General features: G+C 28.2%; 19 protein-coding genes and 1 other annotated feature. Of the genes, 3 read left to right on the forward strand and 16 right to left on the reverse strand.

The genetic code is table 11. From position 1 onward, the window contains the following. Positions 1–49 precede the first annotated feature (49 nt). From ACTG48_RS12155 to ACTG48_RS12185, 7 genes are all read right to left on the reverse strand, one after another. Positions 50–853, reverse strand: a complete 804-nt coding sequence (locus ACTG48_RS12155; protein WP_479916963.1) for a sialate O-acetylesterase — start codon at positions 851–853, stop codon at positions 50–52. A gap of 159 nt (positions 854–1,012) precedes the next feature. Then, positions 1,013–1,465, reverse strand: coding sequence for a NanQ anomerase/TabA/YiaL family protein (locus tag ACTG48_RS12160; RefSeq protein WP_479916964.1), 453 nt, complete (start codon positions 1,463–1,465; stop codon positions 1,013–1,015). A 138-nt stretch (positions 1,466–1,603) separates the two neighbouring features. After that, the gene (locus tag ACTG48_RS12165; protein WP_021385095.1) at positions 1,604–3,106 is read right to left on the reverse strand and encodes a sodium:solute symporter family protein; all 1,503 of its coding nucleotides are present in this window, start codon (positions 3,104–3,106) and stop codon (positions 1,604–1,606) included. A gap of 32 nt (positions 3,107–3,138) precedes the next feature. Then, entirely contained in the window at positions 3,139–4,020 is an 882-nt protein-coding gene (locus ACTG48_RS12170) for an N-acetylneuraminate lyase (protein ID WP_479916965.1), read from the reverse strand. A gap of 69 nt (positions 4,021–4,089) precedes the next feature. Continuing rightward, complete coding sequence (locus ACTG48_RS12175; protein ID WP_021385109.1) at positions 4,090–4,761, reverse strand: N-acetylmannosamine-6-phosphate 2-epimerase; 672 nt, start codon at positions 4,759–4,761, stop codon at positions 4,090–4,092. 275 nt (positions 4,762–5,036) lie between these two features. Further along, complete coding sequence (locus tag ACTG48_RS12180) at positions 5,037–5,528, reverse strand: zinc ribbon domain-containing protein (RefSeq protein WP_021385114.1); 492 nt, start codon at positions 5,526–5,528, stop codon at positions 5,037–5,039. A gap of 21 nt (positions 5,529–5,549) precedes the next feature. Continuing rightward, complete coding sequence (locus tag ACTG48_RS12185; RefSeq protein WP_479916966.1) at positions 5,550–6,914, reverse strand: hypothetical protein; 1,365 nt, start codon at positions 6,912–6,914, stop codon at positions 5,550–5,552. Positions 6,915–7,556: 642 nt separating this feature from the next. On the opposite strand from ACTG48_RS12185, the gene ACTG48_RS12190 reads away from it, so the two are divergent. Continuing rightward, positions 7,557–8,732, forward strand: a complete 1,176-nt coding sequence (locus ACTG48_RS12190; RefSeq protein WP_479916967.1) for a GGDEF domain-containing protein — start codon at positions 7,557–7,559, stop codon at positions 8,730–8,732. A 223-nt stretch (positions 8,733–8,955) separates the two neighbouring features. Here ACTG48_RS12190 and ACTG48_RS12195 read toward each other — a convergent pair whose 3' ends face one another. The 8 genes from ACTG48_RS12195 to ACTG48_RS12230 all read right to left on the reverse strand — a co-directional run bounded on the left by ACTG48_RS12195 (position 8,956) and on the right by ACTG48_RS12230 (position 21,417). Further along, entirely contained in the window at positions 8,956–10,899 is a 1,944-nt protein-coding gene (locus ACTG48_RS12195; RefSeq protein WP_021385218.1) for a YARHG domain-containing protein, read from the reverse strand. 195 nt (positions 10,900–11,094) lie between these two features. Then, entirely contained in the window at positions 11,095–11,553 is a 459-nt protein-coding gene (locus tag ACTG48_RS12200) for a hypothetical protein (protein WP_021385146.1), read from the reverse strand. A gap of 175 nt (positions 11,554–11,728) precedes the next feature. After that, entirely contained in the window at positions 11,729–13,126 is a 1,398-nt protein-coding gene (gene asnS / locus ACTG48_RS12205) for an asparagine--tRNA ligase (protein WP_021385136.1), read from the reverse strand. Positions 13,127–13,202: 76 nt separating this feature from the next. After that, positions 13,203–13,437: a binding site (T-box leader), on the reverse strand. A gap of 218 nt (positions 13,438–13,655) precedes the next feature. Further along, on the reverse strand, positions 13,656–13,850 hold the full coding sequence (locus ACTG48_RS12210; RefSeq protein WP_021385202.1) for a CDIF630_02480 family spore surface protein: 195 nt from the start codon (positions 13,848–13,850) through the stop codon (positions 13,656–13,658). Between the two features lie 258 nt (positions 13,851–14,108). Then, positions 14,109–15,782, reverse strand: a complete 1,674-nt coding sequence (gene cspC, locus ACTG48_RS12215; protein WP_479916968.1) for a bile acid germinant receptor pseudoprotease CspC — start codon at positions 15,780–15,782, stop codon at positions 14,109–14,111. A 10-nt stretch (positions 15,783–15,792) separates the two neighbouring features. Beyond that, positions 15,793–19,191: a bifunctional germination protease/germinant receptor pseudoprotease CspBA gene (gene cspBA, locus ACTG48_RS12220; protein ID WP_479918794.1), complete on the reverse strand. Its 3,399-nt coding sequence runs from the start codon at positions 19,189–19,191 to the stop codon at positions 15,793–15,795. A 187-nt stretch (positions 19,192–19,378) separates the two neighbouring features. Then, positions 19,379–20,575, reverse strand: coding sequence for a vWA domain-containing protein (locus ACTG48_RS12225; RefSeq protein ID WP_479916969.1), 1,197 nt, complete (start codon positions 20,573–20,575; stop codon positions 19,379–19,381). A gap of 20 nt (positions 20,576–20,595) precedes the next feature. Next, positions 20,596–21,417: an AAA family ATPase gene (locus ACTG48_RS12230; protein ID WP_021385230.1), complete on the reverse strand. Its 822-nt coding sequence runs from the start codon at positions 21,415–21,417 to the stop codon at positions 20,596–20,598. A gap of 469 nt (positions 21,418–21,886) precedes the next feature. Here ACTG48_RS12230 and ACTG48_RS12235 point away from each other — a divergent pair, with 469 nt between their 5' ends. Together ACTG48_RS12235 and ACTG48_RS12240 are read left to right on the forward strand one after the other, a co-directional pair. Then, positions 21,887–22,981 carry an AI-2E family transporter gene (locus ACTG48_RS12235; RefSeq protein ID WP_479916970.1) on the forward strand — a complete coding sequence of 365 codons (1,095 nt, stop codon included), beginning with the start codon at positions 21,887–21,889 and terminating at the stop codon, positions 22,979–22,981. 150 nt (positions 22,982–23,131) lie between these two features. After that, entirely contained in the window at positions 23,132–23,488 is a 357-nt protein-coding gene (locus ACTG48_RS12240; protein WP_021385105.1) for a hypothetical protein, read from the forward strand. Positions 23,489–23,579: 91 nt separating this feature from the next. Here ACTG48_RS12240 and eam read toward each other — a convergent pair whose 3' ends face one another. Beyond that, positions 23,580–24,848: a glutamate 2,3-aminomutase gene (gene eam / locus ACTG48_RS12245; protein WP_021385198.1), complete on the reverse strand. Its 1,269-nt coding sequence runs from the start codon at positions 24,846–24,848 to the stop codon at positions 23,580–23,582. Positions 24,849–25,078: the final 230 nt, after the last annotated feature.

Consider the following 25,078-nt stretch of genomic DNA (forward strand, 5'->3'; position numbering starts at 1 on the left):
TCCATACAAATTATTTTTATAAATTAACATTACTACTTAAACTCTTATATTACACAAATTTTTTATTTATCTTTTCCAATTCACAGATATATTTTCTTGATTCTGATAAATCTATTGTATCACTTAATATATTTTTTTCCTTAGTTGTATGATATTTATAAATATTCTTACATAAGTCTTCTCCTAACATATTAAGACCTTCTTGAGTATAATGAACATCATCAATAGTTAGACCTTTATCATGAAATTGCATAGCAATTTTACTTCCTACACACAGTATATCACATTCATTACAAGCAGATTCTTGTGCTGCTGCAATTCGTCTTGTTCTAATAAAATATTCCTCTTCTCCAAGCCAGTAACCAGTTAAGCTCACAAACATTTTATCAATCATACATTCTTCTTTAAGTCTATATGCAATCTTTTTTAGGCTTTCTTTATAGTATAAAGCATCACTACCATATTTTGCATCACTTTCACCTTGAATCCAAATAACATACTTATTTTCTATATTATAATGTTTGCTTAAACTACTACATCCTGCATTAAATTTTTCTATAGTATCATTTAGAAACCAGTTATTATCATGATTCCAATTTTTTATTCTTGACCCATCTTTTGCATTGTGAATAAAACAAACTTTATTCCCAGTAAGCTTATTCCATTCATTTGAAAATGCAGGTGCTATAGTACCATCACCTTCTGAAGTTTCTAGCTCGCATCTCATATTTATAATTTCATCAGTACTCAAATATTCAAAACAATTTTCATTTGGAATGACACTCTCTTTTTGGTTTCCTAAGCCTCTAGCATTGCTTTGTCCTATTAATAAAAATACATCTATATTATCCATGATTTAACTCCTTTATAAGTTTTAATCTTTTCATTACTTCCAATTTACACTATAAAAAACTAAGGCTGAAAATAGTAATCTAACTAAAATTTACGAAATATCACTAATCGCTGAAAGTTAAATCACTATTTTCAGCCTTAGTGGTTGTATAAATTCTCATTATCTAACCAAAACCTTAAAAATAGCTTTTTTGATATTTTCTTTTTCTAAAACTTTTATAGCTGTCATGTGAGCATCTTCTGGATAACACACTAAAAAATCATTTTTTCTAAGTTCTACATAGCCATTGTTTTTTCCATCAAGAGGTAAAAAATCACCCTCTTCTTCGTATTCTTTTTGTTCTAAGTTTTCTATAAAATTTAAATCTATTCTTTCACATCCATCAAGCATCAAATGTACATCTATATACTTCTTATGAGCTTCCCAGAATCTTTCTTCTTTTTCACAAGTTTTATACTCTACAATATTCACAAAAACATCATCACCATCTATTGTATAAGTACCTTTTTCATAATCTATCAATGAATTGTCTTTAGCATATTCGAAACATCTAAGTAAATCTTCATGTAATGTTGAATATGTCTTACTATGATTTATATTTCCAAATATCATAAGCATTGTCTCCCTATATAATTTTAAATACACTTTATTTTTATACTTTTACATATAAATTGTATTATACAGTCTTATAGAGCAACTAAATTATTTATCTAATCACTCTATAAGACAATTTATCATTTAAATATCATATTATTTTTCATAATAAACAGTAGTTTCAGCTCTTGGTAAAGATACTTTTGCTTTAACCTTAGCTTCTATTGCACTAACTATTGTACCAATCACTACAGAAGTAGTTATTGTTATTAAAGAATATGCCCAAGAACTTACTTCTGGCATACGATATTTTAGATAAACAACTAAGATTGCTGATACTATAAATCCAACATAGGCTCCCATTTTAGTTGCTTTTTTACAAAATGCTCCAAGTACAAATACTCCTGCTAGAACTCCTAAAACTAGCCCCATGAAACTATTGAACCATTCGTATGCTGACTTTATTTCTCCATTTGCTAAGATTATTGCAACAACTATAGAAAGTATACCTACGCCTAATGATATATATTGTGCTATCTTAGTTTGTCTTTCCATACTTATATCTTTTGTTATTATAGTTTGTATATCTAAAGTCCAACTTGTAGCAACTGAATTAAGCCCTGTTGATAAAGTTGATTGAGATGCTGCATATATTGCTGCAAGTAGTATTCCTGTTATACCTACTGGTAATTCATAAGCTATATATGATGCAAATACTTGGTCTTGTTGAACTGTTTGAGCTAAATCTGGATTTTGAGTATAGTATATAAATAAACAAGTTCCAATTAGATAAAACACTGTTGCAAGTCCCATTGATAAAACACCATTTCCATATGTCATTTTGTTAAGTTGCTTTATATCAGTTGTTGTAGTAAATCTTTGAACTATATCTTGACTTGATACATATGATGAAAAAGTATTAAGACCAGCTCCCACAAATATTATAAAAGCACTTGTAGATAGTATATTTTTATCAAACATAACTTCATTAGTTGCTAAGAATTTATGTCCACTTGTAAGTGTATCCATTACTGTTCCAAAACCACCATTTATACTTGCTATTAAATAGAACAATGTACCTGTAACACCTACAATTAGTACCATGCCTTGTATAAAATCGGTCCATAAAACAGCTTTTAATCCACCTGTATATGAATAAATTATTGCTATTACACCCATAACTACTATCAATACATTTACAGGTATTCCTGTAAGACCAGCTAGAACCACTGATGGAAGATACATTATGATAGACATACGTCCTATTTGATATATTATAAACATCAAAGCTCCAAGTACTCTAAGACCTTTACTTTCGTATCTCATTTCTAAATATTCATATGCTGTATCTATTTCTAACCTACTGTACAAAGGTAAGAAAAATTTTATTGTTAAAGGTATAGCTATAAACATACCTAACTGTGCAAACCATAAAATCCAAGTTCCACCATAAGAATTACCTGCTAATGATAAAAACGATATTGGACTTAATAATGTGGCAAATATTGATACTGATGTAACCCACCATGGAATAGTTCCATCACCTTTGAAGAACTCTTTTCCCTTCATTTCCTTTTTTGAAAATAACAATCCTGCAAATAAAACTGCCAATAAGTAAACTACCAGTATTGCAAAATCTATCCAAGTAAATCCTACCATTTTATTAATCCTCCCATACTAAAAGTATTTTATTAAAAATACTTTCTGTATATTTCTTTTGCTCTTGATTTCATTTCATCAGTTGCTTCTTTCATAGGTTGTCTACAATATCCAGCTTCGACACCTTGTTCTTCAAGTAGTAATTTAATTGTTTGATATAGACCATTTCCTAATATATCTGTTATTAAATCATTAGTCACATGCTGTACTTCAAGTGCTTCTGATATTTTTTCATTTTTAGTTAATTCAAATATTTGTCTAGCTCTGATACCGTTTACATTAAATGTAGAACCAATTGCTCCATCTACACCTAAAACAGTAGCTGGTAACATCATTTCATCAAACCCTGCAAATATTAATTTATTTGGGAATGTTTTTCTCATTCTTTCTAATAAGTAGAAATCTGCTGCTGTAAACTTAACACCTATTATTTTTTCATTTTCAAATAATTCTCCAAATTGGTCTAGACTCATATCAACACCAGTTAAAAATGGTATAGAATATATTATTAATCTATTATCTACAGAATTTATTATTGTATTGTAATAGTGTTTTATTTCTTCAAAATCAAATTTATAGTAAAAAGGTGTAACAGCACTTATAGCATCATATCCTAAGTCAGTTGTAAATTTAGCAAGTTCCACAGCTTCTTTTAAATTAACTGAACCAACTTGAGCTATTAATTTTATTTCTTCTTTCACTTCATCTTTAGCTATTTCAAATATTTTTTTCTTCTCATCAGTTGAAAGCATGAAATTTTCTCCTGTACTTCCCCCTACATAAAGACCATCTATTTTGCAAACATCTATGTTATGTCTAATTATCTGTCTTAACCCTTTTTCGTTTATATTTCCTTCCTTATCAAATGAAACCAATAATGCTGAATAAATTCCCTTCATATCTGTTGTTCTCATATCTTTACCTCCAATTTTAATTTTCAAATATAGTTAAATATAATAAATCTCTAATTTATAAATTAATTTTTAATTAATTTCAATTGCTTTAACAAACTTTTCTGTTATTAATTGTGGTCTTGTTATTGCTGAACCTACAACTGATGAATAAACACCTAATTCAAATACCTTCTTTAAATCTTGAGGAGTATTTACTTTTCCTTCTGCTATTACAGGTATTTCTAAGTCTTTAACTAATCTTTCCATCAACGCAAAATCTGGTCCTTCTAAAACTTTTGTATATGGAGTATACCCAGATAGTGTAGTTGAAACACAATCCACACCATATTCTTGAGCTTTGACAGCTTCATCATAGTTTGATATATCTGCCATTACTAAGACCCCATTTTCTTTTATATACTTTATAATTTCCTTTAAGTCTTCATTATTTGGTCTAACTCTATTAGTAGCATCTAAAGCTATCATCTCACACCCAGTTGTCAAAAGCTCATCAACTTCCTTTTTAGTTGGTGTTATATATATATCTGAATCTTCATAGTTTCTTTTTATAATACCTATAACAGGAAGTCCAGTAACTTTTTTTATTTCAATAATATCATCAACTCCTTGAGCTCTAATTCCAACAGCTCCACCTTCCATAGCAGCTTTAGCCATTCTACCCATTATAAAAGGGCTATGAAGAGGTTCATTTTCTAAAGCTTGGCATGATACTATTAATCTACCCTTTACCTTATCTAGCATTTTTTCAATTACCTCATTTCTGAAATTTATTTTCTTGATTTATGTATTAATAATAACATGAAAACTTTTTCTTTGCAATATTTTTTCATATTTTTTTGTCAACTCTATGTTTTTACTAGTTTATTCCATATATAAGCCTATTTTTTATTCATAAAAGAAATTTTATTTCATTTTTTCGGTATTTATTTTCATTTTCTATAAATGCTCTTATAAATGCTACCTTTAAATGATTTCAATAAAAAAACCCATGCACACTGTACATAGGTTTCCCAATATTATTCTAACTCCATTATAATTTTTCTACCACAGCAAGGACAAAATTCAGACTCTGAATCTATTTCACTTTGACAGTAACCACAAACTATAAAATCACCATATTCATTTTCTAACTCAAATTTTTTGCCACATTCCGCACAATATTTATCATTTACATTTCCAACATAACCACATTCGCAAGTTACATTACTCTCTGCGTTTTCCATTTCGTTAATTTCCATATTTTTTTCATAGATTATCTTGTCAAGTTCTAGTAGCTCATCACAAAACTTGTCAAAACTCTCATCATCAATAGAATCTTCTCTAATTTTTTGATATGTTAATATTCCCATTTCCAAGAATATCTTTGCTTTCTTTTCTTGAATATCATCAATCTCTCTATTTAGCTTTGATTTCTCTTTATATAATTCAACTTTAAATTTTCCATTACCAAATTTTTTCTTAACTTTAGAAAATTTATCATCTACTGTATTTTTAGTATTTTCTTCCATAGAAATTTCCTCCAATCATATTTAATCAGCTGAATTTAGCTTATACCCTATTAAAGATACCACAAAACTATATATAAATGAAATTATAATAGTTTGGAATACTTTGAATTGCATTATTAAAGTTGCTCCATAACTAGTTGTATTAAAGAAATTAATATTACTATCAAGTATAAATGTGCTAAATAAGGCCAGCATACCCATTAAAAATGCATAATACACACTAAACATTATTACAGGCTTGATATTATCTGTACTATATTTAAATCTCAATTTATATCCATTTAATAATAGTATTAATGCAGACAAAGCCCCCATCGCATAAAACATTAATTTAGTATCTCCAAATAGAGATGATGAACCTAAACTAAATATTGATACTGTTGAATTTATTATAGTTACTGAAATTCCATTTGCAAAAGCCCACATATAACTAGCTATTTGTGGTAATATAGCAAATAAATTTGCTCCATTTGAGTAACTACTCATATCTAATTCATTTAAGTAACTACTATCAGATATAGTTAATACAAATAGTATTGCTAATACTAAAACATAGCCTAATATAAATATCTTTATAGAATTTGAAAAAAGAGACATGTACATATTTTCCTTTTCATAGCTCTTTTTGTAAGCAGTTATGTATGTACATATAAATCCTAATACAAATCCATTTAAAAGGACACTAAAAAACTGATAGCTATACTCTAGTGCATAGCCATATTCTAACATACTATGTGAACCAGTTTTTACATTAGTAAAAATAGATAGAATAGCTAAAATTAATCCATAAAGAATTCCAACCCCTAAAGAATTCGCTAATGTAGTTTTTGAATCTTTACATCTTTTTCTCATAAAAATTAAATTTGATATTATTAATCCTAGAATAGGGATTATGAGTAATATTAATAAACCTATATTAGCATTTATAAATCCAGAGCCCATCATAGTAGACATAGCTACACTAATTTGACCTAGGTTAAGGGCTAGAATTATATGTGCTGGATTTATCAAATAACTAATGTCATTAAATTGAATAGTTATTACAGCTTTAAATATCAATGCAATAATAAATAATATAAATACAGTTGTAAAGGTTGTTAAAAGTATTCCTCTTGTATTTGCATGATATGAAAGTTCTTTTATTTTAGATTTTAAGTCCAGTTTTGTTTCAAATGGTCTTAAGGATGCTATTTCATAAAGCTCATTTCCACAAAATTTACAGTAATTATCTTTAGAATTACTTTCTTTCCTACAACTAGGACAAATTTTTTCTTCTTTACTTTTGAGCGTGAAGTTGTTATTTTTTATTTTTCTAGTTGGTTCGCCTGTTGTTTTAGAATAGTTATTATGTGAATAATTCATATTATTTATTTTTTTTTCATCCATTTTTTCCCTCCAAGTTTTACTGTTGTAAATTATCAAATATAACTATATCATATAAAACTTAATTATACCTTAATTGGATATATTTATCTATTTTATTTGTTTATTGTTCTTATTTTTTAACAAGTGTTGGTATTTCAGTAATTTATTAATGTCAGTTTTGTTGTTTATGTTTTATTATGCTTAATTTAAATTTATTCTATTCTTTATTTTCGGTGGCAAGATGGTGGCAAGTTAGATTTTTCCACCATTTATTTTTAAAAAATAATTTATAATGAATTGCCATTTTACTAATTTATATATAACTAAAGTCTAAACAATATAACACCTTGAAAGCACTAGACCTCTAATTCTAGTAGGAGAAAAATTTGCAACGATTACAAAATAAAATTAAAATACTTTTAAATTTATATCTATTATCATTTATGTAATATATTAATTACAAATATGTCTACAAAACTTAATTATAATAAAATACTAATCAAAAAATCACTTAATATTAACTAACAAATACAATCTAACACAATTTTAGATTGTTACACATAATATATTTTGATATAATTAAGTTATAAATAAAGTATTCCAAGTATCTAAGAAAAGAAAAGGAATACTTATTTTTATGTTTTATTTTTAATGGAGGCTTATATGAACTTAGAAAAATTAAAAAAATTTTTTGGATTTCCTCTAGACAAAGAACATAAAGAAAATGTTGAAAAAGAACTTTGCAATTATCTTTATCATACTGGAAAAGTTATTTGTATAATAATAATAATATCTCAAATAATTATGATGATATCAATATCAGCTAGAGAAGGTGGGCCTTTTGCCACTCCAAGACGTCAATGGTATTTTTATATGTACATATCATTATTTTCTGTATCTTCAATATTTATGTTTGTATTTTCTTATCTTTGGAATAAAAAAAAGGACTGTTATACTTTTTATATAAACTTATGGGTAATCTATGTAACCTTTTTCTGCCTATGGGGATGTGTAATCACTCTGCTTGACCAATTAGGTGGAAATGACTTAAGTGTATTTAGTTACATTATGTTAGCTGCTGCTGCTTTTTCAGTATTAAAATTTGGAGAATCAATAATCGTTTTTGGAGGTTGTTTTTTGTTTCTTAATTTTTTCTTACCTGGAATTCAGACTATACCAGGTAATGAGTTTAGTAATATTGTTAACACATTTTTTATAACATCACTTGCCGTTTTTGTTTCTACAATGTTATATAGAAGCCGTGTATTTACTTATTATGACAAACTTTTAATTCGTCAACAATATGAAGAAATATATCATATCAATAATTTACTTAACCATAAAGTTATGATAGATGACCTAACTAAAATGAATAATCGTAGATATCTTGAAGATATTCTACAAAAAAAATTAATCAGCCATTCAAATCAAGGACCTATAACTGGAATGATGCTAGACATTGATTACTTTAAACAATTCAATGACACTTATGGTCATCAAAAAGGAGACTATTGCTTGCAAAATATCGCTAAAGTAATTTTAGATTTTACAAATTATGAAAATGCACATGCTATAAGATATGGCGGTGAGGAATTTTTTATATGCATTTTCAACTGTGATGAGGAAGATGCTAAACTTAAATCAGAATGTTTACGAAAAACTATAGAGTATTGCAATTTTGAACGCAATGATATTCCTTCAAAATGTGTAACTGTTAGTATTGGAGTTTACACAAAAAAAATTGAAGAAAAAATCACATTGAAAGAATTTATAAATCACTGCGATAAGGCTCTATATACTGCAAAAGAACAAGGACGTAATTGCGTTGCATTTTATTAAAGAATATATACATAAAAATATTAATCCTTCATATGTAAATTTTTTAGCAAAAATATTCTATATTTACAATAGTTAAATACTATTAAATAAACCTATAAGTTAGACTTTTAAACTTGAGTTTCACTTATAGGTTTATTATTTTTAGAATATTAGTTGTTCTTGAACTTTAATATTTATAAATTATATTATTAAATCTAAGTTATATTTTCAAATCTATTATTGGTTAATTTTCCATTTCTTTAATCAATGAAATATTTTGTTTTTCTATAGAGTTTAATACATCTGTGTCAGCTCCTATATCATAATCTGGCTGATACCATGATTTATTACTAAAATAACTCTTATATGGCTCTTCTTTAAACACATACCCATATCTTGCAAATATTTCATTTCTTATATAGGCTAACTCTCCTTTACTATAACCCTCTAGTTCTTCTCTAGTCAAAACTCTTGAATCACTATCATATATAATATAATCATCGTCATAACTTACTTCTCTATTTTTTGAGTTAGAGTTAGAACTTGAATTATTTTTACTGTTTTTTGTATCATTTTTTTCTTTATCACTCTCATCATTTGTTCCATTATTTATACTTTTAATAAATTTATCAGCTTCTTCTTTGGAAATTTTATTAAGTGTACCACTTACATTGTCAGCTTCTAATGAAATTTCATTGCTATTATATCTAGTTACAGAAAGTTTTTCATTTGATGAGTTATCCTTACTTTTTAATACCATACTATTACTATCTGAACTTTCCACTTCATATTTGATTGTATAATTACTTTCTTCTTGATTTTTACTATAAAGTTTTATTTTGTCAGGTTCTTCAAATTCAAATATATTATACTCATCAGCTTTCCAAAAACCAATTAAATCTTTTGGCTCTAAATTTTTAGAATAAATCAATTCATTTTCTAGATAAATCTCTGAATATTTTTGTATATTACTCATTTCAACTTTATCTTTCTTAGTTTTCATATTATAAAAATGTATTTCCTTATTTTGAGTAGAATATACTATGTTCTCTGAATTAAATGAATAACCAATCACATCACTTGCTATCTTATCTTTATCTAAAAATAGCTCACCACTCGATTTAATATAGAGTAATTTATCATCATTAATAATAGATAAATTAGAGTTTTCTTTCATGTCATTTCCTATTTTTTCTTCTTCTTTATTATTTTTTTTGACATATATATCTCCATCAGAATTTCTAAATACAATACCATCCTTAATTAAACTTATATAATCAATGTCTGATTTTATTTTCTTAGATTCATCTTTCCCTACTTCTTTTTCATATAATTCATCATCACTATTTATAAAATAAAATTTATTATCTCTATATCTATAAGACCTAATATCTGATGCTATTTTTTCACTTGTACCATTTTTGTATAGATACAATTCTCCTTTTAAATCCTTATAATTATACTCACTTATATACATAATATCTTCATCATTAGATTTTACTCCCCATAAATTCGATACATCTGAACTAATCTTAACTTTATCATTTTTATCTAAGTTTTTTAAATATAAGTTATCATCATTATTTATAAATATTACATCACCTTTATTGTTTATAATATCAAAACTTTTTATATCAGTTGATATCTTCTCTTTATCCTCATTTTCTTTATATAGATACAACTCTTCATCTGTATTAACATAATATATATACTTTCCATCTTGAGATACCTTGTATAATACAACATCATTGGCTACTTTTTCTTTATCTTTTCCATCATACTTTACATACAAAGAATTTTCTGATGATATGTATGCCATAGTCTTTGAAGAAGGAATAAATTCATATGAATTAAGTTCACCAGAAATTAAGTCTGATGCTAATTTTTCCTTTTCTTTCTTTAAATTATATTTATACAAATTATTTTCTTTATCCTGAATTAATATTGATTGCTCTCCACTTATATAATCTCTCTTTGTATCTATAGGTATATCTGATGCTATTTTTTCTTCATCCTTACCTTGTGTCTTTATATACACATCTGTCATACCATCAGAATTATCCTCATCACTCTTTAATAGTATAAGAGAATTATCTCCTTTATTCTGACTACTTTTAGAGTTATTTTTTGTACAACCTGTGCATATAAGTACTAAACCTAAAACCATAAACAACCATTTCTTAGACATTATTACTCCCCCTCATGATAATGATAAAGCCTACTGTATGATAGATAATACAATAAATAATTTTTTGTATTTAACATCCTATATATTTTTATACTATCCCCTTATATCTTTTAGTATAAAACCAGTCTGTAAATCGCATTTATTTTTATAATTTTCCAAAATCGCTTTATCATTTATAGTATATCATAACAAACGTTATCCTAGCACATTAACTATAACTACTCCAAAAGCTTTTAATGCTTCTTGAAGCACTTCACTCCCTCCATAAGGATATCCTATGGGATTAAAATAAAGTTTTGAAGTTTTTTCTCCAATCATTTTACAGCCTTCTATTGTATAATCACCTATACCAATTTCAGAAAATACAGTTTCAAAATCCCATGGAACAGAGTTCAAATGCTCTTGTCTTTTTTCTTCATCCAACAGTTTATATTTCTCCCAAAATATTTTATTTTCTTCCTCTGTTGGCCACCAAAAATAATCTAATTCTTCTTTATAATAAAATTCATCTACTCTTTCTAAAATATAATATTCTAAATCATTAATTTGTATACAATCATTTTTTATATTTGCTATATAGGAAAATAAATTCTTAATCCTATCAAATACCTCTACATTATCCACATTAAATTCAATAAAGCAAAATTCACACATCTTATCCCCTCCCAACGCTAATATTTTATTATGTTGTATTGCAAAATAGAATTAATTAAATCATATATTTACAAATATAATAAAAATAACTTGCATATATCCAAACTAGATAATATACAAGTTATTTACTATTTTTATGCCTAAAATTATATAGTTATACTATAATTTATAACTATTAGAATTCAGCATTTTTAGGAGTTCTTGGGAAAGGTATAACGTCTCTTATATTAGACATACCTGTCATATACATAATTATTCTTTCAAAACCAAGACCAAATCCAGAGTGAGTAGCAGTACCAAATTTTCTAAGTTCTAGATACCACCAGTAATCTTCTTCTCTTAATCCCATTTCATGAATTCTATCTAGTAAAACATCTTCTCTTTCTTCTCTTTGAGAACCTCCTACTATTTCTCCAACACCAGGAACCAATAAATCCATTGCTCTAACAGTTTTACCATCTTCATTCATTCTCATATAGAATGCTTTTATATCTTTTGGATAATCTGTTACAAATACTGGACAATTGTATATTTGCTCTGTTATATATCTTTCATGCTCAGTTTGAAGGTCACATCCCCACTCAACTGGATACTCAAATTCATGACCTGACTCAATCAATAACTCTACTGCTTTAGTATATGTTATTCTAACAAATTCAGAGTTTACTATCTTATTTAATCTTTCTAACAAGCCTTTATCTATAAAACTATTAAAGAATTCCATTTCTTCAGGAGCATTTTCTAAAACATAACTTATAACATATTTTATCATGTCTTCTGCAAGTTCCATGTTATCTTCAAGGTCCGCAAAAACTATTTCTGGCTCTATCATCCAGAATTCTGAAGCATGTCTTCCTGTGTAAGAGTTCTCAGCTCTAAATGTAGGTCCAAAAGTGTAAACATTTCTAAAAGAAAGTGCCATTATTTCGGCATTTAATTGCCCACTAACTGTTAAATTGGATTCTTTTCCAAAGAAATCTTGAGCATAGTCTATTTTTCCATCTTCAGTTTTTGGAATATCATTTAAATCCATAGTTGTTATTCTAAACATTTCACCTGCACCTTCACAGTCACTACCTGTTATGATTGGAGAATGTGCATATACAAAGTTTCTTTCTTGGAAAAATTTGTGTACAGCATATGCAGCTATTGATCTTACTCTAAATACAGCTGAAAAAGTATTACTTCTTGGTCTTAAATGTGCTATTGTTCTTAGATATTCAAGTGTATGTCTTTTCTTTTGTAGTGGGTATGAACTATCTGATTCGCCTTCTACTACTATACTTTTTGCATGTATCTCTACTGGTTGTTTAGCTCCTTCTGTAGACACTAATTCTCCTTCTACAAGTATAGATGAACTTATTGCTAATTTCCCTATTTCTTTGAAATTTTCTACTTTCTCATCAAATACTATTTGCATATTTTTAAAGAAACTTCCGTCATTTAACTCTATAAATCCAAAGTTCTTAGATACTCTAGATGTTCTTATCCATCCAGCTACTTTTACAGTTTTTCCTATGTACTGCTCTTTGTCTCTGTACAATTCTTTTACTGTTATAAATTCCTTTTGCATTTTAAATCCTCCTAGTATAATTGTTATTAATTTCTTCTAAATATAATTTCAATAAAAAAAGCCCTTCATCCCTATATAAAGGGACGAAAGACTATTACTCTCGCGGTACCACCCTAATTGTCATAAATGACCTCTTAGTTAAGCAATGCTTAAAGCCTATAACGGTGCCTTCCGTCTAAGTCTACTTACTAAACAAGCTTTCGATTAGAAACTCCAAGATGTTCTTCAATATAAACCTCGTATTGAGCTCTCACCATCCTCAACTCGCTAAAACTACATTTTATATCTACTCTTCTCTTCACAGTATTTATCTTATATTATTTCCGCTAATTAACAAAATTATACCAATTTATAAATTTTTAGTCAATAAATTTATATAATTGATACTTATTGATGTTTATAAAAAAAGTAGAGTAGTACCCTGCTCATTAAACTAACTACAAATCTTCAAAGCAATATAAACCTTCAAAGCATACTACTCTACAAAATCACAATAAATACTCATTTTCATTATTTAATCTTATAACTTTTATAACTTACTTCCATTGTCAACCCAATCTTTTGCTTCTTCAACACTATTAAGTGAAGGTATTGAAACTTTACTATGAGGTTTTAATTTTTCAACATCAGCCCATGCTGCTGTTGACTCATTTCCAACTAAAAGTGGACTTCTAAGTCTTTTATTATCTTTTCCTTTTAATGCTCTTGCTTTTTTATTTTCCAAAACTATCACCTCTATTATTTATTTTGTAATAGTTTTAGCAATTTTTCAAATTAAATTCATAAGTCGAAGTTATAATGATTTTAAATTAATAATATATATTTAAAATACAAAATTAATTCCTATTTTTATACAAAATTTTTATTTCCTATACAAAGAATATACAACTATTTTTTTATTTTAATATTGATTTCTGATACCATTTTTTAATATATAAACTATATAACAAAATTCAACTATTCATAAAATATAATTTTTTATTTACAAGGTATTTGCTATCTGTTGAATTGTATTTTTCAAATCTAAAATTCCATATCCTTGTGATACATTAGGATATGTATATATATCAAGTTTTGTAGCTCCCAGTATTAAATACGTTTTTAAAACTTGTGTAAATAATGATAACCTTGGTATATTATCTTGTTTTTCTAAGTATTCCATTAATAAAGCTAAGACACCACTAACTATAGAACTACTAATGCCTGTACCTGTGCCTGTATTATATGTCCCGTTTTTATATGTAGATATTATATCTACACCTGGCGCTACTATATCTGGTTTAATTCCTCTTCCTCTAATTGGCCCTTTTGAAGAACCAATCCACATACTATCAGTTTTATTATTAAATGTGCCAACTGTGATTACATCATCACTAGCAGCGTACATCGTTATTGTAGCAATTGAATCAGGGTCTAAAAATCTTGTATCTGGAGCTATCAGGTTTTTATTTGGTAAATATATATCATATTCTCCTCCTATTACAAGTTCCGAAGTCAATCTTAAAGTCCATACTCCAGGCTTTATATCGCTTAATTTTATCTCCAGGTTTTCTTTTCCAGAAGTAATATATGGATAAATAAATCGCATTGCATAAGTAGTATTTTCTAAGTTAAATTTTCCTCTATATACATAAAAATCTGGAGAATATCTTATATCATGGCTAACTTCACCTGAAGGAGATATTATTTGTGCGCCTATTTTATCTGGGCCATTTGTGTTTAGTGTTATATCAAGTGCATAATCATCTCCATCTTGTATTATTACATCTTGCACTTCACCTACACTGCTAAATCTACCAGAATAATGAATATCTGTATTACCTTGATTCCCTGCACCACTCACTACTACTACGCCAGCACTACTCAAGATATTAAAAGTATCTAATATAGAAGTAGTTGCTACAGCACCTGATTTAACTCCAATAGTTAAATTTATTATTATAGGCTTATTTTCTGTCCTTGCTATATTAGTAACATATGTTATAGCTGCTAGAAAATCCGAAACACTGTAATTTATCCTTCCAGCATAATAAGTATCTGTATATGATTTCAATTTAACCACTATTAAGTCCGATTCTGTAGTAATACCTCTATATTGTGAATTTACCCTCCCATTTCCAACCAATATACCAGAAGCTAAAGTTCCAGTACCTATATTATCTTGGCTTAAACTCCCATCATTTCTACTTATGGCTATATTTAACTCACTTCTTGTAAATTCACTTCCAAAAATAAAACCTTCTGGTGGTGGATTTGTATTTGCTTCTTGGTCCCATAAACTTAAAACTTTACTACTTCCATCTGCATTTATAAAATCAGGATGCAAGTAATCTATACCTGAATCTATAACTGCCAACAAAATTCCTCTTCCTGTTATATCATTGTATGGATTTTCATATATATACTCAGTTTCAGCAGCTGTGGTAATAGTTTCTCCATTATTTACATTGTTAGTTATATCAATCAAACTACTCATAGGGGCAGATTCCTCCCACCACGCTACTTGCAATATGTTATTTAAAATAGTTTCATCAAAATCTATAGGCACATATATTACTACAAGCTGACTATTTAAAACCATATACCTATTTATACCATTTTCTTGGAGTGCAGTCTCTATATCACCTTGATAAATTATACAATAAGATTTTTCCATAACTCCCCCCCTACCTTAATACATCAAACATGCCCCTAACATCTAATGCTCCATATCCAGCACTTGTATTTGGATACACTGTATTTGAATTTTTTCTAGCTCCAGCTTGCATAAATGTTTTTACTTTTTGAACATATGCTTGATTTGGATATCTTCCATCAGCAAAAGTATATTGAAAATACATTGCAGCAGCTCCTGCAACATGTGCACTCGCTGCTGCTGTACCAGTTATAGTTGCGTATGTATTGCCAGGATAAGCGGCGATTATACTCACTCCTGGTGCTACTAAATCTGGCTTCAATCTATTTTCAATAGTTGGACCTCTTGATGAACTTTGCCATAAACTATTATTAATAGTGTTATATGCTCCTACAGTTATTAAATCATCTTGAATGGCAGGATAATTTATAGTATAAAAAGGGTCAACCTGTCTAAATCTAGTTCCACTTTTTAAAAGCACTCTGTTTGGCAAGTATAAATTGTATATACCATTTATAATATAAACTCCAACTAGTCTAATTTTCCATACTCCTCTTTTAGCATTTTTCAAAGTAATATTAGTAAACTGCTGACCTGAAAAAGTAGTTGGGTATACATATGTTATGAAATAATCAGTTCCTTCTAAATCAAATAAACCAGTCACTCTATTGTAACTTGATACACCGACACTTTTACTCTCTTCACCTGAAGGCGATACTATTATTACATCTGCCTTATCTGGCTTGTTTAACCAAAGCTCTAATGATAATTCTTCTTCATCTTCACTCAACTCCAACTCAATATCAACAGAACCTCCTGCATGTGGTATACTTCCAGATGTATGTGTTTGTGTATTGCCCTCATTTCCTGCCCCTGCTGTTATACATAAACCTCTAGTAAAGAATGCTTTTTCACTATTACTTCTATTAGTTAAGCCAGCTAGACTGCTACTACCCAAAGATACATTTATAACCAATGGTCTTCCAAGTTCAAAAGCTTTTTTATATGCATACTGAGATGCAGCAAATAGCATTGCACTATTATAAAAACCATCTAGCTTACCAAGTTTTATTATTATCAATTCAGCATCTTCTGCTATTCCTGCATATTCACTATTTACATTTCCCAGTCCTGCACATATACCACTTAACATCGTTCCTTGGCCAACTTCATCCTGAGATAAACTAGGGTCATTGTCTGCTATAGCTCTATTTATATCTTCTCGTGTATATTCTGTTCCAATATAAAAACCTTCAGGAGGACTTCCTTCTTTTGTTTGATCCCATAAATATACTATCTTTGAAGTTCCATCTGGATAAATAAAATCTCTGTGTAGATAGTCTATTCCTGTATCTGCAATTGCTATTAGAGTACCTCTTCCTGTTATCGTAATGTTTGGATTGTTTTTAAAGAAATTTACACCTATCTCTTCTGTTGCAACTATACCACCAAAAGTTCCTTGGTTAATGGTTCCAAGTAATGACATCTTTATAGTTGATTCTGACCTTATAATCGATGGAAGTTCCAATATTCTTTGTATACTGTTATAATCAGAAGCATCTATAGGTAGTATGCCTAATGAATCACTTAATTTAATAAAACCAGAACCCATACCTAAAGCATTTAATTCTCCTTCAAATTCAGGAGTATGAATTATATTTATTCCTGCTAAAATTCCACTTTGCCTATTCATATCCTCATTGCAAAAACTATCTGATTTAATATCATTTTTTATATTGTTATTATAACCATCTACAAGTTTATAATTATTTTCTTCATCTTTAAATGATTTATTAATACTTCTATATCCAATATCATCGGTCTCTAAATCTTGATTTATACTAGATAGAGTGTACAAATCTATATCTGCTAAATTTAAAAACCCAAATCCTGATGAATTATTTGGATAGGATTGATTACTTAGCCTTCTTGCCCCTCTTAAAAGTAGTGCTCTTAATTTCTGAGAATATAAAAATAAATCATTTCCATTTACAATTCCCCACTCCATAAACAATGAACAAACACCTGTAACATGAGGAGTAGCCATACTAGTTCCACTTAATGCGCCACTTGTACCTCCTGGTAAAAATGATATTATATCTTCTCCTGGAGCCAATAAATCTGGCTTAAATACACCTAGTTGTGTATCTCCTTCTCCAGAAAATATGGATACTATATCTGTTCTTGAATTGAAACTGCCTACTGTTATAACTCTACTTGCTGTCCCAGGAACCGTTACAGTAAGTTCTTGAGTTGGAATAAGAAATCTAGTATTTCTATTTAATCCTTCAGAAGTTGGCAAATATATATTTACATTTCCAGTTACAATGTCTATTGGCTCAAATACAATTCTCCACAAACCTGGGTTTATTTGTGTATTTGAACTTAGTTGTAAGGTAACTCTCCTTGTAAGAGAATATGGAGCTATAGGATAAAAATAACCAGTTACCCTAGTTTCACCCAAAGTATTTCTTATTTCACCTGAAGTCAGAGAAATTGATTGTGTTTGACTATTTGATGGGCTTACCAAATGTACACTAAAATCATCAACAAAGTCTGGCCATATATTTATATTTAATATACGTTCCCCTTCTCCAACTACAAACTCTACTTCTTCTGCAGTATTATTCTGTAATCTAATTCTCTTATGACCACCTTTATCTGCATTATTTCCAGCCGCTACAACTATATTATTCTTCCAAAATAAACACATATCATCTATATATTGTTCAAATAAGGATGTTCCTCTATGCGAACCTTCATTACTTCCATAACTTATGTTTAATGTAACAGGCATTCTTAATTCTAATGCCCTATCTAAAATAAATTTAATTGCCCTCATAAATTCTGTACTTCTTGAAAAAACATCTGTCTGTATATTTCCAACCCTCACCACTATTATCCTAGCATCACTTGCAATAGTTGCACAAATACCTCCAACATGTGTCCCATGTAAACTAGTTGTTGAAATAGGTATATACATATTTCCAGCTATTGCATTATTTATATCTTCATTAGTATATAATGTACCCTCTCTAAAACCTTCTGGTGGATTTCCCTGAATAGATTGGTCCCAATAATATAATATTTTAGACCTTCCATCACTATCTCTAAATACAGGTAGAGTATAATCTATTCCCGAATCGATTATACCAATTATAGTTCCTTTTCCAGTTAAACCAGTTCTATTCTTAAAACCTGTTATTCCTGTGCTTGAGAAACTTTGCACATCTTGAGTTTGTAATATGAAAGGTTTTTCTATAAATTCAATTTCTGGATAAGTCAAAAGTGTATTTATATCTTCTTCATTACTTGATGTTATTATTGCATATGATGAATTAAGTATCTCTACTGAAACACCTAATTCTTGTTCTAACCTCAATATATCTCCATTGTATTTTACAATTAATTCATAATTTATTATAATCACCTCGATTTCTAAAATTATTATTAATGTATATGTTTTCTGTAGGTCTAAAATGTATCGTAGTATATAATTTTTGAATTTCAATTATACTCCTCAATGCTATTCATAAATACTTCTACTTTTCTAGCGACTAATCTAAAATAAAGAATGATGGTACAATTTTTAATAAATTATACCATCATTCTTTATTTTATCTTGACACCATTAAATTTTTTAATGCTTTCTCCAAACCTTTTACAGTTAATGGAAACATATTGAATTCACTTTGTATTAATCTTTGAGTCTGATACCAATAACTAATTGAATCCCATCCATCTCTCAACTCTGGATTCAACCATACAATTTTACTGTACTTTCTTTTAAATCTTTTTAGCCATTCTATTCCAGGAGTATAATTATATGGTCCACGATAATTACCACCAATATTAAGTAACTCAGAAGGTGACATAGAAGCATCTCCCACAATTATAACTTTATAGTTTTTATCTATATTTTGTAATATCCATTCAGTATCAATAGACTTACTTAACCAACATTCAGGTGTTGTAAATAATCTGTCATAAAGACAGTTGTGAAAATAATATACTTTTACATCTTTAAAATGATTTGATTTACTTACAGACTGGAATAATGTATTACATAAAGTGCTATATCCCCTCATTGAGCCACCTGAGTCCATAAGTAATAAAAGCTTCACTGTATTTTTTCTAGGCTTCTCAAAAAATAACTTCAAATACCCAGCATTATTACAAGTCTCTTCAATAGTCTTATCTAAGTCAAGTTCTGTTTTTGGTGCATCTATTTTAGTAGAGAATTGACGAAGCCTTTTTAGGGCAACTTGAAATTGACGCATATTTAAAACTTCATCATCTCTAAAATCTCTATATTTTCTTTCTCCTGCGACTTCCAAAACAGCTCTTCCATAGGTTGAATTTCCCCCTATACGTATACCAGTTTGTCCCTTTCCTGAATGACCTAATTCAGAAGTACCTCCTGTACCTATCCAATAATTTCCTCCATTATGTGGAGAATCTTGCTCTTTTATACGTTCTTCCAGTTTAGCCCTCAAGTCATCAAGATTTATATTTGGATTTTGCTCCACTCTTTCAAATTCTTCTAGAATTATATCTGCTTTATTAAGCCAATTCATAATTTCTTCTGGAATTTCTTCTTGGTGCTCTATTCCTTTAAAATACTCTAAGAACACTGCATCAAACTTATCAAAATTACTTTCACTTTTTATTAAAATCATTCTACAAAGATAATAAAAATTTGAAAAGCTTGAATAACAAAGACCTTTATCCAGTGCTTCAATTAAAGTCATCCACTCATTTAAAGATACTTCTAATCCTCTTGCCCTCAATAAATAAAAAAATTTAATAAACATAATTATCCAGCTCCTATTAACTACAAACGTCTTTGCATAGATTCAATATCCTCGTTATTTTTAAGCAGTATTCCTGCAAAAGGAACTTCTTGCTCTATTTTTTCAATAGGAATTCCACTCAAAGTTAATGCTTGTATCCAATCTATTAATTCAGATGTACTAGGTTTTTTTTGTATCTCTTTTAAGCTTCTAATCCAATAAAAAGTAGTCATTACTTGTTCTAATAGATGTTCTTCTACTTTATCGAAATGTACTTTGACTATTTCTTCCATCATTTCTCTATCAGGAAATTCTATATAATGGAATATACATCTTCTTAAAAATGCATCTGGAAGTTCTTTTTCTGCATTTGAAGTTATAATAACTATTGGTCTTTGTTTAGCCTTTACAGTTTCTTTTGTTTCATTTATGTAAAACTCCATTTTATCTAATTCCCAAAGTAGATCGTTTGGAAATTCTAGGTCTGCTTTATCTATTTCATCTATTAAAAGAATTACTTGTTGTTTTGAACTAAATGCCTCCCCTAATTTACCATGTTTTATATACTTACTAATATCATCTACTCCTTCTCCTCCAAATTGACTATCATAGAGTCTTTGAACAGTATCATATACATAAAGACCATCTTGAGCTTTTGTAGTCGACTTTATATTCCAAATTACTAAATCTTTTTTTAGTTCATTCGAAATTGCTTGTGCAAGCATAGTCTTACCTGTCCCAGGCTCGCCTTTAATCAAAAGTGGTTTTTCAAGAGCAATAGCAACGTTAACTGATGCCATTAATTCTGGTGATACCACATAATCACTAGTACCTTTAAAATTACCTATTTCTTTTTTTATCATAAGTTATACTCCTTCTAAACAATAATTTTCTAAATGTATATAGATACGTTATTACTATTTTTAATATAAAAAATAATAATACAATACATTTGTATAGCATTATTCTAAAATTCTATATCAAAGTAAAATTACCTCTAAAATATTTAATTTTTATCTTTATTTGTCATAATTAAATGAAATATATATTTTAAAAAATAAGAAAAGATAACTTCTTATACAAATTTTAGATTATAACAAACTTATTTTAATTAAAGACATCACTTTTTTTAGAATTAAGTTATATATAGACATAACTTAATTAATTTTCATTATTTTTAATCATAAATATAAAATTTTAATGTATTTATAATTTCATATTAATCATACTATATTAATACTGCTTTTTATTGTATAATAAGCTATAAATGTTAACTTGAACTTAAATTTAGATATATTTAAATTTAACAAATATAAGAAAGGTTGTGTTATTTTGCAAGACAAGAAAATTTATTTAAATATTGTACTTACTGTGGTTGTTTCATACATCTTGATTAAAGTTATTGATAACTATAAATATTTTTTTGGAATGGTAAGTTTATTAATGTCACTGCTTACACCATTTATAATAGCATTTATATTAGCATATATATTCAATCCACTAGTAAAGTTTTTGGAAAGTAAACTAAATTTTAAGAGAATATACTCTTTACTTCTTACTTATGGTGTACTAATAGTTATATTAATTGCCTTTATACTATTTACAGTTCCATCCATAGTGAATAGTTTAACTGATTTGGTATCTCAGGTTCCTACATATATAAATAAAACGGAGCAGTTCCTATTTGATTTAGGTAAAAGTTTACAATCAGTAGACCCTAATACATTAAAAGAATATGGCGACAAAATTATGAGTGTAATGCCTAAGTTTAGTAACTTGCTTATTGGCTCACTTGGAGGAATATTTAGTACTACATTCTCTGTTGGAAAATTTATAGTGCAATTCCTTTTAGGTTTTATAATTTGTTTCTATATATTATTAGAAAAAGAAAAATTCTTATTATTTACAAAGAAAATAGTTTATATTTCTTTAGGTAAAAAATATGGAGATTTTATAATAGAGTTATGTCAGAGCTTAAATTTAAATATTGGTAAATACTTTACAGGCAAGATTCTAGATTCTTTTATAGTTGGGTTACTTTCTGGAATTGGTCTTTACTTTTTAAAATCTGAATATGCGCTGTTATTTGGCACACTTATGGGTGTTATGAATATGGTTCCATATTTTGGTCCAGTAATAGGTATGGCACCAGTTGTAATAATTAATTTATTCTCCAACCCAACAACTGCACTAACTTCTTTGATTTATTTAATAATAATTCAGCAAGTTGAAGTTACATTTATAGAACCAAAAATCGTAGGTGGACAACTAGGTCTTAGTCCATTTTTTACAATACTAGCAGTTACTGTTGGAGGAGGGTTCTTTGGTATACCTGGCATGATTCTATCAGCACCTGTGATGGGTGTTATAAAGATATATTTCTGTGAATTTGTAAATCGTAGGCATGATAAAATACAGATGGAATAAAAATACAATTTAATTACGATTTTGTAATCAAAGGTTACAGCTGTGTAACTGTAATATTATTCTCTTTAATGGTAATATTTAATTATAGGAAACATACAATATTATTAAGTAATGAATCTTATATAATTAAACACGAAAGAGGGTTTTAGTATGAAAAAAGCACTTATATCTTTATTAGTTTTATCTTGTTTGTTATTAACTGCACCAGTAAATGAATCTTCTTATGCCGATTCTCAAAAGGATGTTCCTGTAAGCCAAAATACTAAATTGACTCAAGAACAAGCTAAAGAACTTTTAGTAAAATACAACAATGAAGTTGATTACATATATCAAGGAAATGCTAGCGATTTCGAAGCATTAAAAGCTAAAAATCTTAATGGTTATGTATTTTTACCAGATGCAGATGGTGACATTGGTTACTTTGTAAATGAAAATACTTCTGAGATATATTACTTCCACCCAAGTGGATATCTTGAATTAGTTAATCAACAACAAAATAATAAATAACTAATAAAAAATGGATGCAAATTGGTATAAATTTAGCATCCATTTTATTTTTATTTTAAAGTTGTTTCTTTTTTTGCAATTTAAATATTTATTAATCCTGTGCTTGCTCTTTTATAAGTTTCTTTATATCTACAGCAGGTTCATCTTCCATTTTTACAACTTTGCCTTCCCATGTTCTAAGCATAACATAATCTGTTCCTTTTGATACAAGGTATTGTGGAAGTAATGGAGTCTTTCCTCCTCCTTTTGGAGCGTTAACTATATATGTTGGTATAGCCATTCCTGATGTGTATCCTCTCAGATATTCCATTATTTCAAGACCATCATCTACTGATGTGTTAAAATGTTTTGTTCCCTTTACATGCTTACTTTGGAATATATAATACGGTTTTACTCTTATTTTTAGTAATTCTTGATTTAAACATCTCATTACAAATTTATCATTGTTTATACCATTCAATAATACTGCTTGATTCCCTAATGGAACTCCTGCATTTGCTAGCTTCTCACAAGCTTCTTTAGACTCTTTAGTTATTTCCATTGGATGGTTGAAATGTGTATTTATATATATAGGATGATATTTTTTTAGCATGTTACAAAATTCATCTGTAATTCTTTGTGGCATTGTAACAAGAGTTCTAGTACCTAATCTAACATAATCAACATGTGGTATTTCTTTAAGTTGGCTAAGAATCCATTCTAAATAATCATCTTTTAATGTAAGAGCATCTCCTCCAGTCACCAATACATCCCTTATTTCTTCATTCTCTCTAATGTAGTCTATAGACTCTTGGATAATAGCTTTTGACTTATGAGAATCTTGTTGACCAATATTTCTTCTTCTTTGACAGTGTCTACAATACATAGCACACTCATTTGTTACATTTATTATTAATCTATCTGGATATCTTCTTGTTATACACCCTGCTGGATTTGTGTACTCTTCTCCCATTGGGTCTAAATCTTCTTGTTCATCTTCTAATTCTATATGTGTTGGTATGGACAGCAATTTTATCGGGTCACATATGTCTTCTGGGTCTATCAGACTCAAATAATATGGAGATATAGCCCATCTAAATTGAGTACCAACCTCTTTTATATATTCTTTTTCTTTTTTAGTCAGAGTGATAATCTTTGATAAAGTATCTACATCTGTTATTCTATTTGATAATTGCCATTTGTAGTTATTCCAATCTTCTTCTGTTCCATTTAATAAATTTAATATTTTCTGTTTTCGTTTATTTATCTCTTCTTCTTTTTCAAGACCTCTGTTAATAGTTTTTCTAGCCTGAATATAATCATCAATTTTTGATTTTAGTTCAGCAGCTCTCTCTAAGGATATTCTAGTTTGTTCATTCATAATTCTTCGCTATCAAAATTAACTTACTCATATTATTTGATAGCATCCTCCTTTCTGATGTGTTTATATCATTCTGATAGGCAGATTTAACTTTGCCATATAGATTTTATAACAAATGAAATTGAACTTATTTTTGCATTTTTTCTGTTATTTTACACATTTGTGAATATTTTTCCACTTTCGTCAATAAATTACAATATATTATGCATTTTTTTTAACAAATGATTAAT

It is taken from the genome of Clostridioides sp. LIBA-6822 (assembly GCF_056688955.1).

Excerpts from the sequence above, each read along its gene's own strand:
- ACTG48_RS12155 (WP_479916963.1), bottom strand. The coding sequence starts at position 853 with ATGGATAATATAGATGTATTTTTATTAATAGGACAAAGCAATGCTAGA.
- ACTG48_RS12160 (WP_479916964.1), bottom strand. The coding sequence starts at position 1,465 with ATGATATTTGGAAATATAAATCATAGTAAGACATATTCAACATTACAT.
- ACTG48_RS12165 (WP_021385095.1), bottom strand. The coding sequence starts at position 3,106 with ATGGTAGGATTTACTTGGATAGATTTTGCAATACTGGTAGTTTACTTA.
- ACTG48_RS12170 (WP_479916965.1), bottom strand. The coding sequence starts at position 4,020 with ATGAGAACAACAGATATGAAGGGAATTTATTCAGCATTATTGGTTTCA.
- ACTG48_RS12175 (WP_021385109.1), bottom strand. The coding sequence starts at position 4,761 with ATGCTAGATAAGGTAAAGGGTAGATTAATAGTATCATGCCAAGCTTTA.
- ACTG48_RS12180 (WP_021385114.1), bottom strand. The coding sequence starts at position 5,528 with ATGGAAGAAAATACTAAAAATACAGTAGATGATAAATTTTCTAAAGTT.
- ACTG48_RS12185 (WP_479916966.1), bottom strand. The coding sequence starts at position 6,914 with ATGGATGAAAAAAAAATAAATAATATGAATTATTCACATAATAACTAT.
- ACTG48_RS12190 (WP_479916967.1), top strand. The coding sequence starts at position 7,557 with ATGAACTTAGAAAAATTAAAAAAATTTTTTGGATTTCCTCTAGACAAA.
- ACTG48_RS12195 (WP_021385218.1), bottom strand. The coding sequence starts at position 10,899 with ATGTCTAAGAAATGGTTGTTTATGGTTTTAGGTTTAGTACTTATATGC.
- ACTG48_RS12200 (WP_021385146.1), bottom strand. The coding sequence starts at position 11,553 with ATGTGTGAATTTTGCTTTATTGAATTTAATGTGGATAATGTAGAGGTA.
- asnS (WP_021385136.1), bottom strand. The coding sequence starts at position 13,126 with ATGCAAAAGGAATTTATAACAGTAAAAGAATTGTACAGAGACAAAGAG.
- cspC (WP_479916968.1), bottom strand. The coding sequence starts at position 15,782 with ATGGAAAAATCTTATTGTATAATTTATCAAGGTGATATAGAGACTGCA.
- ACTG48_RS12225 (WP_479916969.1), bottom strand. The coding sequence starts at position 20,575 with ATGTTTATTAAATTTTTTTATTTATTGAGGGCAAGAGGATTAGAAGTA.
- ACTG48_RS12230 (WP_021385230.1), bottom strand. The coding sequence starts at position 21,417 with ATGATAAAAAAAGAAATAGGTAATTTTAAAGGTACTAGTGATTATGTG.
- ACTG48_RS12240 (WP_021385105.1), top strand. The coding sequence starts at position 23,132 with ATGAAAAAAGCACTTATATCTTTATTAGTTTTATCTTGTTTGTTATTA.
- eam (WP_021385198.1), bottom strand. The coding sequence starts at position 24,848 with ATGAATGAACAAACTAGAATATCCTTAGAGAGAGCTGCTGAACTAAAA.